This is a genomic window from Mesorhizobium sp. LNHC221B00 (assembly GCF_000502935.1).
In the GTDB taxonomy this organism is placed as follows: domain Bacteria; phylum Pseudomonadota; class Alphaproteobacteria; order Rhizobiales; family Rhizobiaceae; genus Mesorhizobium; species Mesorhizobium opportunistum.
Window position 1 is genome coordinate 66960 of record NZ_AYWR01000026.1, and the last position, 17285, is coordinate 84244.

At 60.0% G+C, this 17285-nt stretch carries 16 protein-coding genes and 1 pseudogene; 7 read left to right on the forward strand and 10 right to left on the reverse strand.

The window, feature by feature from the left end; genetic code table 11:
* Positions 1 to 9: 9 nt before the first annotated feature.
* The 6 genes from X741_RS141245 to pqqB all read right to left on the reverse strand — a co-directional run bounded on the left by X741_RS141245 (position 10) and on the right by pqqB (position 6442).
* Positions 10 to 1887, reverse strand: coding sequence for a methanol/ethanol family PQQ-dependent dehydrogenase (locus tag X741_RS141245; protein WP_156937948.1), 1878 nt, complete (start codon positions 1885 to 1887; stop codon positions 10 to 12).
* Entirely contained in the window at positions 1884 to 2606 is a 723-nt protein-coding gene (locus X741_RS141240) for a heme-binding protein (RefSeq protein WP_032928282.1), read from the reverse strand. The genes X741_RS141245 and X741_RS141240 overlap by 4 nt, the downstream gene beginning before the upstream one ends.
* A 734-nt stretch (positions 2607 to 3340) precedes the next feature.
* A complete protein-coding gene (pqqE, locus tag X741_RS141235; protein WP_023780077.1) occupies positions 3341 to 4459 on the reverse strand; it encodes a pyrroloquinoline quinone biosynthesis protein PqqE in 1119 nt (372 codons plus the stop codon).
* Positions 4456 to 4749, reverse strand: a complete 294-nt coding sequence (gene pqqD / locus X741_RS141230) for a pyrroloquinoline quinone biosynthesis peptide chaperone PqqD (RefSeq protein ID WP_023780078.1) — start codon at positions 4747 to 4749, stop codon at positions 4456 to 4458. The genes pqqE and pqqD overlap by 4 nt, the downstream gene beginning before the upstream one ends.
* On the reverse strand, positions 4749 to 5507 hold the full coding sequence (gene pqqC / locus X741_RS141225) for a pyrroloquinoline-quinone synthase PqqC (protein ID WP_023780079.1): 759 nt from the start codon (positions 5505 to 5507) through the stop codon (positions 4749 to 4751). The genes pqqD and pqqC overlap by 1 nt, the downstream gene beginning before the upstream one ends.
* Positions 5504 to 6442, reverse strand: coding sequence for a pyrroloquinoline quinone biosynthesis protein PqqB (pqqB, locus tag X741_RS141220; RefSeq protein WP_023780080.1), 939 nt, complete (start codon positions 6440 to 6442; stop codon positions 5504 to 5506). Before pqqB ends, pqqC begins: the two co-directional genes overlap by 4 nt.
* 865 nt (positions 6443 to 7307) lie before the next feature.
* On the opposite strand from pqqB, the gene X741_RS141215 reads away from it, so the two are divergent.
* Positions 7308 to 7766: a hypothetical protein gene (locus tag X741_RS141215; RefSeq protein WP_023780082.1), complete on the forward strand. Its 459-nt coding sequence runs from the start codon at positions 7308 to 7310 to the stop codon at positions 7764 to 7766.
* 38 nt (positions 7767 to 7804) lie between these two features.
* On the opposite strand, the gene X741_RS1000000167685 is transcribed toward X741_RS141215, so the two are convergent.
* The 4 genes from X741_RS1000000167685 to X741_RS141200 all read right to left on the reverse strand — a co-directional run bounded on the left by X741_RS1000000167685 (position 7805) and on the right by X741_RS141200 (position 10380).
* Positions 7805 to 8668 carry a plasmid partitioning protein RepB C-terminal domain-containing protein gene (locus X741_RS1000000167685; protein WP_023780083.1) on the reverse strand — a complete coding sequence of 288 codons (864 nt, stop codon included), beginning with the start codon at positions 8666 to 8668 and terminating at the stop codon, positions 7805 to 7807.
* A complete protein-coding gene (locus tag X741_RS141210; RefSeq protein WP_023780084.1) occupies positions 8665 to 9039 on the reverse strand; it encodes a hypothetical protein in 375 nt (124 codons plus the stop codon). Before X741_RS141210 ends, X741_RS1000000167685 begins: the two co-directional genes overlap by 4 nt.
* 54 nt (positions 9040 to 9093) lie before the next feature.
* A complete protein-coding gene (locus X741_RS141205; protein ID WP_032928285.1) occupies positions 9094 to 9708 on the reverse strand; it encodes a methyltransferase domain-containing protein in 615 nt (204 codons plus the stop codon).
* Between the two features lie 357 nt (positions 9709 to 10065).
* Positions 10066 to 10380 carry a YMGG-like glycine zipper-containing protein gene (locus X741_RS141200; RefSeq protein ID WP_023780086.1) on the reverse strand — a complete coding sequence of 105 codons (315 nt, stop codon included), beginning with the start codon at positions 10378 to 10380 and terminating at the stop codon, positions 10066 to 10068.
* 224 nt (positions 10381 to 10604) lie between these two features.
* Between X741_RS141200 and X741_RS141195 the strand changes: the two genes are divergently transcribed.
* From X741_RS141195 to X741_RS1000000170060, 6 genes and pseudogenes are all read left to right on the forward strand, one after another.
* The gene (locus tag X741_RS141195) at positions 10605 to 11975 is read left to right on the forward strand and encodes a recombinase family protein (protein ID WP_023780087.1); all 1371 of its coding nucleotides are present in this window, start codon (positions 10605 to 10607) and stop codon (positions 11973 to 11975) included.
* Entirely contained in the window at positions 11878 to 12642 is a 765-nt protein-coding gene (locus tag X741_RS141190) for a Ku protein (protein ID WP_245272783.1), read from the forward strand. The genes X741_RS141195 and X741_RS141190 overlap by 98 nt, the downstream gene beginning before the upstream one ends.
* Before the next feature lie 448 nt (positions 12643 to 13090).
* Positions 13091 to 13603: a Dyp-type peroxidase domain-containing protein gene (locus X741_RS1000000169060; RefSeq protein ID WP_084018887.1), complete on the forward strand. Its 513-nt coding sequence runs from the start codon at positions 13091 to 13093 to the stop codon at positions 13601 to 13603.
* A gap of 451 nt (positions 13604 to 14054) precedes the next feature.
* A complete protein-coding gene (locus tag X741_RS141180) occupies positions 14055 to 14513 on the forward strand; it encodes a hypothetical protein (protein ID WP_023780091.1) in 459 nt (152 codons plus the stop codon).
* A 1138-nt stretch (positions 14514 to 15651) separates the two neighbouring features.
* Positions 15652 to 16512, forward strand: a complete 861-nt coding sequence (locus X741_RS141175) for a YihY/virulence factor BrkB family protein (RefSeq protein WP_156937949.1) — start codon at positions 15652 to 15654, stop codon at positions 16510 to 16512.
* Positions 16513 to 17165: 653 nt separating this feature from the next.
* Positions 17166 to 17285 (forward strand): annotated as a pseudogene (locus X741_RS1000000170060) (NADP-dependent oxidoreductase); the annotation flags it as partial.

Genomic DNA, 17285 nt, shown 5'->3' on the forward strand with positions numbered 1-17285 from the left:
CCGAATACATCAGGGCAGACGGAACACATAAAGCGTGCCTCCCGCCGTGGTCGCGTTCTTCAGGTCCTTCATCGCATTGACAAAGCCGAGCGCGGCGGTGGCATCGCGCGGGTCGAGATCGCCCGATACGATCGCGCCGGCCCAACCGCCGACTCCGGACAATATGGCGACATATTGGTGGCCGTCCGGGCCACGATAGGTGATGGGTTGACCGATGATGCCCGAAGAGGTCTTGAACTGCCAAAGCAGGTCGCCAGTCTTCGCGCTCACCGCCTTGAACCAACCTTCCATCGTTCCATAGAAGACCACGTCGCCGGCGGTCACCACCGCGCCGCTCCATACCGGGAAGTTCTCCTTGAGGCTCCAGGCTGGTTTCTCGGCGGCGATGTCCCAAGCGGTGAAGGCGCCGCGATTGCCGCCTGGGCCTGGGATCATGCGCACGTTCATTCCGACGTAGGGCGTGCCGGCGATGTAGTTCACCTCTACGCCTTCTTCGTCCATGCACAGATTGTTGTGCGGGATGTAGAGCAGGCCGGTTTTCGGCGAGAAGGCGGAGGGCTGCCAATCCTTGAGGCCCGAGGCAGTTGGGCAGATGTCACGGACGACCTTACCAGTGCCGGTCTTCTTGTCCGGGTTTTCCGTCAACTTCCCGGTTTTGAGATCGACGCCCTTGCTGGAATTGACAGGGCCATAGGGTTTTGCAGACAAGACCTCACCGGTGGTCCGGTCGAGGACGTAGAGATAGCCATTGCGCTCCGGCCGGACCAGCACCTTGCGCGGCTTGCCCTGCCAGCTCATGTCGAGCAGGACCTGTTCGTTGATGCCGTCATAGTCGTGCAGGTCGTGCGGGCTCCACTGATAGAACCATTTCGCCGCTCCGGTATCGGGATCTCGGGCAAAAATGCCGGATGTCCATTTGTTGTCGCCGGGCCGCAGATCCGGATTCCAAGGCCCGGGATTGCCGGTGCCGTGGAAGATCAGGTTGAGATCGGGGTCGTAGGAGATCCAGCCCCACATGTTGCCGCCGCCGATCTTCCATGCTTCTGGCGGCCATGTCGTGACGCCAAGATCCTTGCCTTTGTCCATGTCGTAATGCGGTTTGAAGTCCGGCCCGATCAGCACATCCTTGTCGGGGCCGGTATTGTAAGCCGTCCAGACGACATGACCGTCGCCGGCGTCGAGCGCCTTGACCCAGCCGCGAACGCCCATCTCGCCGCCGGAATTGCCGACCAGGACTTTGCCTTTCACCACCAGCGGCGCCATGGTGATGGTCTCGCCGATATTGATGTTGCCGATATGGGCGTTCCAGATTGGCTGGCCACTATTAACATCGAGCGCGATGGTATGGCCGTCGAGCGTATTGAAGAAGATGCGCCCGTCGGCGAAAGCCGCGCCGCGATTGACGACATCGCAACAGGCAACCCCTTGCGCGGCGGGCTCGGGATTGGGCTCGTACTTCCATTTCATCGGCGCGCCGGGCTTCGAGAGGTCGAGCGCGTAGACGATGTTGGGAAACGGCGTCACGATATACATGGTGCTGCCGACGACAAGCGGCGCCGCTTCCTGGCCTTTGTTCACCCCGGTCGAAAAAGTGAAGGCCACCTGAAGGTTCTTGGCGTTGCCTTCGTTGATTTCGGCGAGTTCGCTGTAGCGGGTCGAGGCATAATTCTTGGCGGGCATAGTCCATTGCCCATCGTCGGGCGGTGCGGCCGCGGCGGGCGGCGAGATAGTTGGCGACGGCGGAGCGTCCGAGGCGGCTGTCACCAAGGGAGCGCAGGCCAGCAGCAGCACCGCAAGAATTCCCTCAGAATATTTCCGGGGTGCCGCCGAGCGCTTGATAGGTGCCGCGTGAGCGCAGGGTCTTGCCGATTGCGCTGCTTGCGTCATTTTGGCGTCGAACCACCGACGCCGGCGCCCAGTTCATCCGCTATGTCGGCCTCGTGCCCGGCACACAGCGGATGACCCCAGCCGGAAGCGCTTTTCCCGCCGGGGTTGAGATCGTAGATAATGGCGTCCTTGCGATTGGGATTGACACCGGCCGGAACCTTGTCGAGGCCGAGGGCCGCGCGGACGCGCCAGGCGACATTGTGGTCGGCGCAGGAAGAATCGCCGCTGACGCCGAGGCCGCCCACAATTCCCTTGCCGTCGTAAAGGGCTAGGCCGCCGCCAAACACCACCACGCCTCCGATCGACTTGCCGATCAGCGGGTCGTTGGCGCTGCCGAACCTCTTGGCGTCGCCGGCAAAGGCCGCGGCTTGATTGGGGGGATTGGTGAACTGTAAGCCGAACAGCGGACCCCCTGGCTGCACCCCGGCATAAAGGTTGGAGGTGGACAGGGCCATGTTAGCCAAGCTGAGGCCATTGGCTGTGTTGGCCTTCTCAGCCGCGATCAACCTGCTGCCGGGCCACTGCGCATCGACCGCGGGCCCGCTGAAGGCAATGGCGCAGACTATACCGTCGCGGGCGACGATCGCCGCCCATTCGTTGGTCTCGAAGCCGCCATTTGCCGGGCCGCCGCTCGCCTTTACGTTGGCCTTCAACGCCGAGAGCAGCCTGTCGTGATCGGAAGGGCAAGGCGCCTGCGCCCAAGCAGCACCTTGCGGCATCGAGCCGAACGCCAAAGCCAGGAAACCAAGAGTTAGTGGCGAGAACCGACGATGTGCCATGGCCTCGATGCATGTTGTTGAACATCATCCCAACTGGCAGTCGGTTCCTTTGTTCCTCGATGCGAAAAAGTTTGTAACCGACCATTCCGCCGGCTGCGGCGAGTAAATCCTGAAACGGATTGGGCGGAGCTGAATCAGAAAACGGTCGCTGGGTCGGGCCGTTTCGCTGACCGGACGCACATGTCGCGACGACCGTAGCTACGCACAGTTCAAACCGCGGCCAGTCAGCAGAGTTTGGGCTGCTGTTGGCCGCTCTGGCTTTAAAGGGGCCGCCCAACGTCTTCGTTGCAGTCGATGTTGCCTCAAACCGAAGCCCAAAACGTGTTCCATTTGCCGGCACAATTGACAAAGCGTTTTGTCTGGACCCGCTTGGAACAACCACACGACCGCGTCGTTCGGTTCTCGATGGAACAGCTTCGTTCAGATTTCGCGGCCATGCTCCAGCCCGGCTACTGGATTGCTCTGGGGTTGCTGGTCGTGCCGTACGGGGTCGGCGTGTTCTTTCTCGTAAGGACCTGCCATTGCCTCTGATCGCGCGAGCAACCTGCAGTCTGGCGGATCGGGGTTAACCGTCCGCTTTCGGCAGGCGAACTGACGCAGTGTTCATTGGCACGGGCATGATCCGGCAGTTCGGCTCCAGCTTTGGCCCGGCTCGCGATTCAGCGTAAAATGGTTCAGGCGACGTCGGCCACGCCTATTCGCCGATAGATGAAGGCTTCCTCCGCGGCAGCAGTTTCCGCTGCGCGGCCTGTTCCGGCGATAAGGATGGCCATTCGCTCGTGAATCGGCGACTTGATGCAGGCCGGATCCGCAGCTGCGGCGTCACCGGCAATCGCCATCGCCTGACACCTACAGCCGCCCCAGTCGACGTCGCGGCGCTCGCAGCTTCGACACGGCTCCTGCATCCACCCGCTGCCGCGGAAGGCATTGAAGGCCGCTGAATCGGCCCAGATTTCGGCAAGCGTGCGCTCTCCGAAGCGCTCGAAGCGTAGCGAAGGAATCGTCTGCGCGGCATGGCACGGCAGCACGGTGCCGTCAGGAGTCACTATGAAGGCGTCGCGCGCCCAGCCGCCCATGCATGGCTTGGGATAGATGGCGAAATAATCCGGCGGGACGAAATCGATGTTGATGACGCCGGCAAGCCGCTCCTGCGCCGCCGCGACGATCTTCGCCTGTCGGTCGACCGCGGCACGTTCGGGCATCAGCACATTGCGATTGGCCAGCGCCCAGCCGGCATACTGGACGTTGGCGATCTCGAGCCGCTCGGCGCCCAATGAAAGAGCCATATCGATGAATTCCGGCACTTCCTCGATGTTGTGACGATGGATCGGCGCGTTGATTGTGAGCGGCAGGCCGGCCGCGCGGGCGCGGCGTGCCGTCTCCAGCTTTTTTTCATGGCTACCCCGGTGGTTGCCGATAAGGTCGGTGGTCGCCGGCCGGGCACCCTGAAAGCTCAGTTGTAGGTGGTCGAGCCCGGCTTCGGCAAAAGCCTCGATGCGGCCCTCGGCAATGCCGACGCCGGCAGTTATGAGGTTGGTGTACACGCCGCGCGCCGAAAGCCCGGCGATCAGTTGCTCGAGGTCGCGTCGAAGCGTCGGCTCGCCCCCGGAAAGGTGCACCTGGAGGACGCCGAAATCGGCGGCCTGCGAGAAGAGATCGAGCCAAGTCCGCGTATCAAGCTCGCGGTTTGCCTTCAGCAGTTCAAGCGGATTGGAGCAATAGGGGCACTGCAGCGGGCAGCGATGTGTCAATTCCGCAAGCATTCCGATCGGAGGCAGGAGGGGCTCGCTCATAGCTTCACCAGCAACTTGTCCGACCATTCCTGCAGGAAGGCGATGATGTCGGCCGCCACGGCCTCCTCCTCGGCGTCATATTCGGCGGCAAGATCGGCGATGATGTGGCCGACCGTGGACTGACCATTGCAGCGCCGCAATATGTCAACGCTGATCTCGTTCGGCCAGAACACCTTCTCCGGCGAAAGCACGGCGAAGGCCTGCCGCACGGGATCGTATTGTATGCGCACGTGCCTCGGCAGCGATGGCGCCGATCGCAGCGACACCACGGCTCTTTGGCGCCGCGCCATCAACTGGCCGCCCCCGGGCGGAAGGCGCCTGGCGGTAGGTTTCCCGGCTCGCCATAGGCATGTTGAAGCGCATCGAGCATGGCCCAGAGTATGTCGCATTTGAACACCAGCGCATCGATCGCCTGCTGCTGGCGCTCCGCCGTGTCGGCATGCTCGAGGACGTAGGCGAGGGCGAAGTCGGCATCACGCGATGCCTGTTCTGGCCGCCGGCTGAAATAGGCCACCGTGTCCTCGGTGATGTAATCGTATCTGGCCAGCATCGCCGACACCCGCTCGCCAATGATGGTCGGCGAGAACATCTCCGTCAGCGAGGAGGCGACCGCCTCGAGCAGCGTGCGGTTCGTGCAGAAGGAAAGGTAGGCGCCCACGGCGAAGCGGGTCGCCGGCAGCGCCAGCCTTTCGCTTCTAACGGTTTCTGTATCGAGCCCGAGCGAGGTGGCTAGATACAGCCAACGCGCGATGCCGCCGCTCCAGCCGTCCTCGCCGTCGTGGTCCTCGATCCGCTTGCGCCAGGCGGCGCGAAACGCCGGGTCCTCGGCATGAGCCAGAATCATGGCGTCCTTGCGCGGAATGACGGCCTGATAACAGTATCGGTTCAGCGCCCAGGCCTGCATTTCCCACTTCGACAGGGCGCCACTGGTCATCCTGTGATGGAACGGATGATGGATGTGATAGCGCTCGGCACCGACCTGCCGCAGCACGGCCTCGAGTTCGCTCTTGGACAGGCCGCCTCTGGTCGCGTTGCGGAAATCGCTCAAAATTCCATCTCCATCCCATCGTAGGCGACTTCCCAGCCAGCCGCCGTGACTGCCGCGTGTTCGGCGGAATTCTCGTCGAGGACAGGATTGGTGTTGTTGATATGGACGAAGATTCGGCGGCCGATCTTCACATCGGCCAGACCGGCGATCGACCCTGCTTCCCCAGACATTGCTATGTGCCCCATCCGCGTACCGGTTTTCTGGCCGACGCCGGCAGTGATCATCTCGTCGTCTGTGTAGACGGTGCCGTCGAACAGTAGGCAAGCGGCATCGGCCAGGTGCTCGCGCAAGGCGGCATCGACGCGCGCGCAGCCCGGGATGTAGACGATGGCGCCGCGACTGCCGGCCCCGGTGATCCGCACCCCGATCGTGTCGCAGGCGTCTGAGCTGTAATCGGCGTCTGGATGGGCTCTGTCCTCGAGATAGAGCGCGATCTTCCCGGGCACGGGAAAGCTCTCGACGGCCATGGCGGTTTCATGGCCGTGGGCGTCGCGGAGCACAACTTGCTCTTCGGCCGCCAGGAGACGCCGCGGCACGATCACCGGATCGAGAACGTTGAAAATCGAATTCGCCTCCAGCGTCGCCAGCACCTCTGCGGTCGCATAGATTGCGAAAGGCTGTCGTTCGCGCAGGCTGAGTAGGCCGGCGATATGGTCGACATCGGCATTGGTCAGCACCACCGCCCGGATCGGAGTCGAGCGCAGCGGTGCGTCGGCCGCGGGTTGCAGTTCGGCCGTTTGTGCAATCTGCTGGCGAATGTCCGGGGAGGCGTTGAAGAGAACCCAGTCAACCCCATTCACCGATGCGGCAAGGCTTGATTGGGTTCGCGGCCGCACCCCGGCCATCCCGGAGCGAGCCGCACGGCTCAGGTGATAGTTGCAGTTCCACTGCGGAAAGCCACCCCCCGCCGCGGACCCGATGATCTTCACGCGCATGGCGATGCCTGCTCCGCAGATAGCCTGTCGCGAAGACCTCACGCGCCACGGAGGCGCATGCACCTGTTGAGAGGAACCTGCACGTTCGCGGCTTATTTCCTGGGCGGAATTTCAGCCGGCAGATACCGCGAAATTTCGAAGCCCGCAGCAACCTGGCACATGGTCGGTTTCTTCCAGTTCTTTTTCATTGTTCTCTCCTGTTGAGCGGCTTCTGCTCGCGCCTCGGTATAACCAGCCACAGGTCGGCTTGGTTCCGTGCAAGAACCCGGAAAGGTCGATCTCGGCAGCACTGAACCGCCATCGTTGTCTTGGTGACCCAGCAATGAACAGGAGGGGCCGACAAGGCAGTCAGCTTTGCCTTTCGCCCATCCTGGGTGTTGTTGCCGTCCATTTGGCGAGGCTGTCGGATGAAGAAAACGATGAAAAGCGCGCAATTCGGGACTTGGTCAAAGGACGTGGAGGGCCGGCGAATTTGGCCGCGCGCCGCACACGCCGAAGGCGCGCCAGCGCCCTTGCCGTTATCGATGCCTCGGGCACCTGGCGGACGCCAAACCCCGTCGGCGCCGGAGACATAGCGGCTGAAGGCGAAGCGGAATTCGCCGACCAATCGCCTATGGCATTCATTTTTGGCCGCGACGGCGGCGTCTATGCTGGCCGGGGAGATGCTGTGGTTGCCTTGCTCAATGTCCTGGCCAGATGCGCCCCGGCTCGAGGGCGAGCTGGCGCTGTCGCGAGGGGCGGCCTCGAACGGCTTTTCACGCGGCTGGCACAAGGCGTGTTCTTGATATGGTGGACACAGCCGAAGACAATTTCCGGATCGAGGTCTGGGATAGCGAGGAGAAGACGCACCTCGAAACCATCTNTGGTGGACACAGCCGAAGACAATTTCCGGATCGAGGTCTGGGATAGCGAGGAGAAGACGCACCTCGAAACCATCTGTCGATCACCGGATGCGATGGTCAGCCAGGCGGCATGGCAGGCGGCGATACGCCGTCGGCCGGGCATGCTGCTGATCCACTACAATAGCCGTCACGTTGTGGAAAAGATCATCACGCCAGGCGAGGTGAAGATCCCCCCTCAGACGATCATCAATGGCAGCATCCATGCAGGACTGGACGTGGCCCTTGGCGATCTCCGCGAATGGCACACGTTGCGAGCTTGGTGCAAGAACTGTTCACATCATGCCGAGGTGAAGCCGGCAGCACTCATCCGGCGGTATGGCAAAGGCGCGCTGTTCAGCACTGTCGAGCGGGCGTTACTTTGCACGAGTTGCAACAAGGGCGGCCCGGTACGACTGGAGATCCACAAGCTGCCGCGAAACTGAAGGTGATGGCCGAGCGCTTGCGACCCGAAGCCGCCACCTCAGAAGACAAAATGCGTGCGCCTTGGTCCGGTTTTGACTGGTTGGCTCGGCAAAGCTTCCTGACCCGCTGGAATGTCCAGTATCGTTTGGAACCTTGCGAGCTGCTCCGGGAAATCCCGCGCAAGGTGTCTGACCACCCGCGCGTTTTCCATTAGCCGGTCGAGATAGAGCCTCGCCGCGATCACCTCCAGCGCCCAGGTGCCACGAAGGCTGGCGCAGAAGAGAAATTCATCGTTCAGCAGATCAAATTCAGCTTCCATGATAGCCAGCCCGTCGGCTGTCACCCCGACAAACTTCTTCCTCGGCCTGGAGGGATCCACCAACTGCGACGCCGGAGTAAGCGTTGCGAGGAGTTGCGCATAGTGAAAGCTCACTCTCTTCAGGGCGATCATGAGCTTTGCCGCTTTGAGCTGCCTTTCCGGAACCATCTTGCGCAAGGACGCGAAGACCTGTGGCGGCACATTCCAATCCTGCAAAAGCTCGATCACCTCGGGAGAAACTCCATTGACCAAGGGCCTTGGCGCGGAACTCTCCGCGAGCAGGTTCAAAGTAGGCCCTTCGATCAGGGCCTTCGGCACAGAGGCCAGGCTTTCGGCCGATAGCAGACGACGGAACGATTCCTGTTTGATCGGATATCGAAATATCTCGGTGATCGTCTCCTGAAGATGCCGAGAGATAATCGCCTCTGCGATCATGTCCCGCGTTCTTTGGCATTCAGCCTGATAGGTTCTGCACAGCCAGGGACCGGTGAACCACCTGTTGGGCTCGTGCATCTTTTCCAAAAGCGCAGCGTGCCTTGTGCGGCTATTCTGCAAAAGGCGGTCGGCGGCTTCCAAGCCTAAAACCGTGCGGCGCTCCGTCATGTGGCACTCCCGACGAATGTTCGCTCGGCCAGCGCAACGAGCGGATCAAGCGATCGGAAAACAAACCCATCCAGCTTCATTCCATTGTTGACATGGAAATCTCCTTTGAACCCCACGATTTCATGCATCGGAGCGATCAGGTAATCGCGAATGATCAGATTGCCCGGCTGCATGCGGATCAAGACGAAGATGTCCGCTATGGCCTCTCGCATGGCTCTCGAAGACCAGCGGGGATAGGCACAATGCGAGACGCGACACCTGGCGATTGCGAGCGCTACGGTCAACTCGCCATTGATGCGGATGATCTCCGTTTCAGGGGCCTGGGACGCGCGGCCGCCTGCCTTGTCGACCGCGACCAGCAGGTCTTCCATGACGCGATGGCGGATAGCCGTGAGGCGCCTGTCCGCAACGTGGGCAGTACTCGATCACGCCTTCTTGGCGAACGCCCAGACCATCAGCGGGTATTCCTCGTCGTTGCTCAGATCCCGCCACAGGCCGTAGGCGCGGACGGGGCCGCCGATATGGGCCCTGGCGCAGGCCTTGTTGCCCCAACCGTGGACCTTGACATTGGCTTCGGGAAAGCCGCCCTCGACCATCAGCTGTTTCAGGCCGGCAGGCGTCCATCGGTTGTAGTCGTGCGGCCTGGCGTGGACCCTAAACAGAAAGGGCGTCGCCACCATCGCCCAGCCGCCGGGCCGGGTCATGGCATGGATATTGGCCACTGCCGCCAGCGGCCGCTGGACATGTTCCAGCACCTGATCGGCGATGACGATGGAATATTTCTCGTCGGTGCGATCCCTGCAGATGTCGAAGTCGGGGAAATCGACCGATCTGTAGTTGGCGCACATCGCCCGCCAGTAGCGGTTCCAGCCGGGCGAGATCTCGATCACGTCGGAGGCTTTGCGGTTGCCGGCTTCGAGGAAGAGGGTGAACGCCTCGATCTGGCGGATGCGCAGCCAGTTTCGGGAATCGTAGCCGATGAGTCGTTTGACGGCGCGTTTGCTTTGATTTTTCAGGGCGGCAAGGCTTGTCGTCGTCACATCGACCTCCTCCAAAGCGCCCGCCTCAAAGACAAGGTAGTCCAAGCAAGTGGGCAAAAAATGACAGTGAGCCCACTTTCATCACCGCTTAGGGGCGCCGATAGCGCGGACATGAAAAAGGCGGATCCGGGGACGGGATCCGCCTTGCATGTCGACCGTGCTTCGGGGGGAAGACAGGTGTCGGCAAGCGTCCGATAGCAACGTCAGCAGGCGTCTACTGGGCTTCGGATGCCTAGAGTGTGAGCGCGTTTAGCGGCTGACACAATTAGTCCGATGGACGTAGCCTGCCATACCCATATCGCGGACGAGCGTCGGGCCAAGGTCTATTGGGGCGTCAGTAGCCGGCGAACACCGCCTTCAATAGTTGCCGTTGTAGTAACGGTCATCGCATGGTGCTGTGTAGATACGCCCGTAACGGTCCTGGTAGCGGCACATCTCATCGCCACGACGCTGCGGGGTGGTCGCGCTACCCACCACCGCACCCAGCAAGGCGCCGCTGGCCGCGCCGATGACCGTGCTCTTGGTGTTGCCGCCGATCGCCTGGCCGACGAGAGCGCCGCCAGCGCCGCCGATCAGCGCGCCGGTTCCGGCCCGCTGCTGGCCCTCGGTTTGCGCGCAGCCGGCGAGTGCCGCGGTCATGAGCACCGCCGCTATGGCTTTGTGAAAGGTCATGTGAGGTCTCCCTTAAAGGTTTGAAATCCCTACCGATCCTCCCGTGCGGTTGCATTGCGGCGGAACGGCGGCGCAGCTTCTCACGAAGTGAGTCAGGGTTTCCCATGAGTTGAAAGCCATGGTTTCCAAAGCGCAAACCTAGGCGCGAACGCTTCGATTTAATGTTGACTGGATTTGCCATTCGCTGCCCGCTAGAATTGACATTGGTCCGATGGTGCAAGGCGATGTATAAGATTGCTGCGGCGCGCGAACCTCCTAAGGAGCGGCGAAGGGTTCGCGCGGCTCAATACGTACGAATGTCCACCGAGCACCAGACTTATTCCCTTGAGAATCAGAAGGATGCAATCCGCGGTTATGCCGAGGTCATGGGGTACGACATCGTCGCCACTTATGAAGACCCCGGCCGTAGCGGGCTGCACATAGAAGGCCGGCCCGGCCTCAAGAAGCTGCTTTTCGACATTGAACACGGACTCGCCGATTACGAGACGGTCGTCGTATACGACGTGAGCAGATGGGGCCGGTTCCAAAGCGTCGATGAAAGCGCTTCCTACGAATATCGATGTCAGATAGCGGGTGTGCGGATCGAGTTTTGCGCCGAGCAATTCGCGAACGATGGCACCGTCGGATCCGATGTACTGAAGGCCATAAAGCGCAGCATGGCCGCAGAGTACAGCAGGATGTTGTCACAACGGGTCTTTTTGGGCCAGGTTAGGATGGCCTGCATGGGCTTCCACGTGGGCGGGATCCAGGGACTCGGACTAAGGCGCCTGATGGTTGACCAGTTCGGACAACCCAAACTCATCCTCGCCCGCTATGAACACAAGAACTTCCAGACAGACCGTGTGACCATCGTACCGGGGCCACCGGAAGAGATTGCCACTGTTCGATTGATCTTTCGCCTGTTCGTCAGGTCACGCAAAAACGAAGCTCAAATCGCAAAATATCTTAATGACCGGGGGATCCTGAACGACTTCGGAAGGGCTTGGAAGAGCTACGCCGTGCGCCGTGTCCTGACCAATGAGAAATATATCGGCAACAACGTCTGGAATAGACGCTGCACCAAGCTGAAAACCAAAGTTGCGTACAATCCCCCGGACCAATGGGTCAGGGCGGACAACGCCTTTGAGCCCATCATCAGCCGCCAATTATTCGAAAAAGCACAGCAAATTTTGAAATCGCTTTATCTTCACATGAGCGATGACGAGATGCTGGCAGCCCTCCGAAACCTCCACAAACGGCACGGGAAACTGTCGTGGGACATCATCAACGCAGCGCCCGGATGCCCTTCGGCCTATCGCTATAGCGCGCATTTTGGAGGTCTGCTCGGAGCATACAAGCTGATCGGTTGCCTGCCGCCGAGAAAGTCTCATTTCATCGAGATTGAACAGAACCGTGTGCCTGACGTTGTGCGGCATCGGCACGTCTGGGAGAAACGGCATGGTGGCGCCAGGCGCGGTCTGGAAGGGGTTTCTGAGGGTCGACTCGGTGGCATGCGGGGTGAAGATCGTTGGCGCCACAAGCGAGGCATCCAAGATCCACTTCAAGATTCTGAACCGCAAGGACGGCTTGCCCGTCAAGAGCGCCTATGTCGATGAAGAGACAGGCGACATCGTCGAAGCCGCGGATCAGATCAAAGGCTACGAGGCCGACAAGGGTGATTTCATACACGTGGAACCGGACGAGATCAAAAAACTGAAACTGACATCGCAGCATACACTCGATATCGATTCCTTTGTCCCGGTTGCCGAGATCGACACACGTTATCTGGAGAAACCCTACTACCTGATCCCCGCAGACGGCGCCTCTGTGGAGGCCTTTGCCGTCCTGCGCGATGCGATGGCCAAGAAGCGCGTCGCGGCCCGCTCCTGCGTCGTGCTCTATCAGCGCGGGCGCGAAGTGCTGATACAGCCCCTTGGAAAGGGAATGCTGCTGACCGAGCTGCGCACCCACAATGAGATGACGTCGGAAGACACCGTCTTCGATGACGTGAAAAGCCCAAAGTACGATGCGGATTTGCTCGAAATCGCGGGGCTGCTCATCGACAAGAAGGCGACAAAGTTCGATCCCTCGAAATTCGAGGACACCTACGAGGACGCGTTGATCGCCATGATCGACGCCAAGCGCAAGGGCAAAAAGCCCCCGAAACCGGTCCCGCAGCCCAAGGAGAACGTGATCGACCTAGCCTCGGTGCTTCGAAAGAGCCTTGCCAAGGAAGGCGTCAAGCAAGACCGGCCAACCGCCAAGAGCCGCAAATCAGCATAGTTAAAAAGCCAGCCGAGCCTTTCGACCCCAAGCGCGAAGCCATCTTCCGATATCCTGAAGTCCGGCACATCGAAACCGACCTCGCGAGTTGGCATAAGGCAGGAGAACTCGTTTTGGCCAAATGTACTGCGACATGGAGGCACCGACCGTCGGATGTTTCGGGCACGGTTCGCTCGACTCGCGCTCAGGATGGTGCTTTGCTGTCTTGCTTGCGAGGCAAGGAATCGTATGGCAAGGCTGGGTCGGTTCATACTCTGGCTGTTGATCGCCCCAGGCGACATTATCTCAGATCGGCTCGGTGTTACGAAAGAACAAAACCGCGACCTTGTTCGCATGCTCTTCAACTCGCTTTTCTGGATTTTAATCGTGATCATCGGCTTGGCGATCTGGACGTCACGGATGCCGGCTTTCCGATAGGCAAAGATGGGCACTACCGCGTTGCGACGAGATATGGTCGCTCGCCAATGCTGAACATCACGAAACTGCCGCGAGGTGCCGGCACATTCGCAGGAAAAAACTCTCCGATATCGAGCTGGATGATGCCATAAAACCGACCTCCGGCCCACAATGCGCTGACCACGATTATCGAGCACGGAGAGCAGTTGGAGATTGTACGCCACAACACGCAGTCGGCGACGTCGGCAAGGGTGAGTTCGGCACCTATTTCATCGGCTACGCCCGTTCGCCGCGCAGAATAGAGCAAATGCTGGAGAACATGTTCATTGGCGGGCCGCAAGGCAACTACGACCGGTTGCTGGACTTCAGCCGCGCAGTCACCGGTACTTTGTTCTTAATACCGTCGGCGACATTCCTGGAGAGCGTTGCGACGGGGCAAGCGGTCATTGATCGCTGGCCCGAGTCCGTCGGGCCGACTTATTCGGAGGCGTCGCCCTTTGGTTCGCCAGACCATACGAGAGAATACGAAAGAAACGGCTTGGCGAACCAGCTGCTGATATATTGATTTTCGATAGGAACGACGACCCTACGCGTCTAAATAACTCTTGTTTATCAGTTCGTTACCAAGCGGTTTGCCAAATTGATTCAAGAGGCTGATCCGGCCATCCGCTGACATTACTTAACTTATACCGAATGGCAGCTTTGCGCCTCATCTCGGTCATTCACGACGGCTCCGTTGCTGCGACACTTCAACCTGAGCGCACCACCCTCCGTACACCGCCCCTTCACTGGGGCGAGTCCGCATTGTGGAAATTGGGTGGCCAGACCAATGAGTATCAACAGCCTGTTCCGGGCGATTTTCCAGGCGGCCTCGACATGCGGCCGCGCTGCAGCCTCCCAGCAAAGATCGTTGTGGCCATCCTCCCGTTCACGCGCTTGCTCTATTTTCGCCTCGGACCTCCTCTTCCTCTGGACGCCATATTGGCCGACGCTAAATCAGAGCAATGCGACGTTCAATGCTGGGCCTTATGGTCTTTCTCTTTTGCACCACCATGCTACAGGCCGAAGCCTGGCAGCCCTTCGGTGTCCGGCAGCTTGGCTTCACGTTCGATATCCCTCCCGGTTTCGTGCTGGCGCAGCAATCGGACCACGGAGCGGCTTTTGAGGGCCCAAGAGATGCGTTTCTGGCCGTTTGGGGCGCGCGACTGGGCAAAGCCAGCTTTCGTGCCGAGATCGCGCATCGCATGATCGAGGACGCAAAGGCCGGTTGGCGTCTGACCTATCGGCGCATAGCTCCAAGATGGGCGAGCTACTCCGGGATCAGGAATGGCGAGATTCGCTATGTCCGCGCGATATTGGTCTGCGACCAACGCGCGGCACTTTTCACCATGAATTATAGGAAATCGGAAAAGGAACCGTATGATCCTATTGTCGAGCGTATGGTGAGGTCCCTGAAGGCACAAGGCTGTTCATGAGGTTCCGGGTGGCCGGCACAAGCGCACCGCCACGGGATGGGCTCGTGATCGCCTATCGCTGGAATATCCGGCGCGTGCTCGGCGCGGGTGAGGGAACCTAAAATCCCCAGACGTGTTTCGCCCGGGCAAGCAAAAATCCGAAGGAAAAAGCATCCATGGGCGCCCAATTATCACGCGATTTTCCCCAGCCCAAGCCTCGCAAGGAAAGACCAGGGACACGCAGGAGGCTGCCGCCAAAACCCCCGGACAAAACGAATGACTGGGATCGAGACCAGGTGCACGGTGATGGCGACACGATAGATTTGCAGCCGCGGCCGAAGGGCCAGCGCTAGAATCGCGTGCGGCCTTCACTGCAGCGGGAGGACCACTAGTGTGGGTCAGAGCACCGTTGGTGTCGGGAACACAGTGCCTAGGGGCGAACATCAGTTCCAAACGGGTTCGAACGCGATCTGCAAATTATGCCGTTGCGCCTCGGCGCGTGCAATGCGTCGGCCGATGGAACATCGTCAATGCCGCGGCCGTTAATGATCTTGGAGGCGGCCGCATGCACCTTGTCCAGATACTGCTTCCTCGTTCCGACAACGCCGGAGAGCCCTTCGCCAACGAGGACTTCGACTGTGTGAAGGAAGAACTCGCCAATACCTTCGAAGGTGTCACTGCGTATTTTCGAGCGCCCGCGGAAGGGGTGTGGAGGCAGGGCAAAGAGTCCGGCCTGGACGAGATCGTCATCTTCGAGGTGATGACGNATGACGGAAGAGGTCGATCTTCCCGATTGGCGGAGGCGCCGAGCGGAGTTGGAGCGCCTGTTCCGGCAGGACATGGTGATCATCCGATACCTGCCCATGGCGTTGGTCTAAGCAGGCCTGAAAGGTCACGACGCGTCCGGGCCGATCTTGATAGCTTTTGGCGTCTTTAGCCCAAGCGGAACTGCTCTGCCACTCTTTCGCGCCAAACTCCAAGAGCGGCGCAACGACGTGTGGTGTTTAGGGAACGGCGCCTCAGCATCCGCAATGTCTCACCCGTGTCCACCCAACTGCACAGCAAGCATTCCAAAGCCAATCGCGCGCGCGATGTTGGAACATCGCGGATGCTGGGACATTTGTGACGGATGCGGTTGCAAATGCAAGGGATGCCAAAAATGGGCAGCTTGCTCATGACTGTCTGGTGTCTGGTGAAAGAAAGCGTGGTCGGGTTCATCAACGACAATGCTCTCAGTCATGGCGCGGCAATGGCTTTCTATGCCACCACTTCTCTGGCGCCAATTTTGCTGATCGTCGTCGCCATTGCAGGCCTTGTTTTCGGTCACGACGCTGCACAATTGGCTTTATCCGCTCAGATTTCGGGCCTGATGGGCCCACAGAGCGCAAATATCCTCCAGGCCGCGCTGCAGAGCGCGTCAAGCCGGCTCTCCGGAAGCTGGGCTGCGGTGATCGGAATAGTCACCTTGTTGGTGGCTGCGTCGGGAGTCTTTGGCGAAATGCAGCAATCGCTGAATACGATATGGAAGGTTAAGCCTCAGGGAAGTTCGTTTTCACGCCTGGTCCGCGCCCGTGCCGCAAGCCTCGGCTTGGTGGCCGCGCTTGGCTTCATGTTGCTCGTCTCTCTGGTTGCGAGCGCAGCGATATCGGCAGTGGGAAACATCATCAACGCGCATCTGCCATTCGGCAAAATCGTCATTAGTGTGATCAACGCGGTCGTTTCCTTCGTCCTGATCTCGGTGATGTTCGCCGCCATCTACAAGGTTCTACCCGACCGAACTCTCGAATGGCGCAATGTCCGGGTTGGGGCCGTTGTGACCGCGGCTCTGTTCACGCTCGGAAAATCCCTTATCGGCTGGTATATCGGTACCAGCGCAGTGGCATCCTCATATGGTGCCGCCGGTGGCCTGCTCGTGATCCTCCTTTGGGTTTACTACTCGTCGGAAATTTTCCTGCTCGGGGCCGAATTCACGCGCGCCTATTCGACACGGCAGCAGGTCCGACCTGAACGCATCGGCTGACAGTCCTCCGTCTGTCGCATTTCGCGCAGAGGCAGAGTCCAATTCGGCGGGGCGTTGTCGCCCTCCGGTGGCTGCGGGAGCGCAACGATGACCGCCCTTCATCTGATCGAGCAGGCCTTCGCCAAGATAAACATCTAATTCCTCGTCAGAACCAAGTCACGAAGGCTGGCATTCGGGTCTTCGGTGATCCCCTTGGATCGTCCTTCCGACCGAGCCCAGTTGGTCTGAGCGTGGAGCAGTTCATCCTCACCAGTCAGGCCGCTCATAAAGCCAGAGGACGTGCGCAGCAATGCGCTCGCCGTCCTGCGAAGCGACCGGTGCGCCGCGCCCTTTGCATGCGGCCTCACAAACGTCGGTTCCGAAAATCGACCCGGATACAACATACCTTCCGCTGTTCGAATACTACCGCGAGGTTTGATTACACCGGGTCACCGGAGCAACAATCACCTAGGACTGTCATCGCTTCGACCCTGTCACAAATTTGTCAGGCTCGACATCCTTGAGTACCTTCAAGGTGCTGAGAGCCCTCAACGGCATCACACAGTATTCCATGGTGGAAAGCGTCGAGCCGATAGCCAATCGCGTGGGAGATCGAAGATCTTCCATTTCCCCAGAATCACCCGCACCAACAAATGTCTAAGGAGACAATTTTCATGAAAGCGATCGTAGTGACGGACCAGGCTGCCGGAACGGCCGGGATGCAGCTGGTGCAGCGGCCCGAGCCGCAGGCGGCAATAAACGATGTCGTGGTTGAGGTTCATGCGGCGGGATTC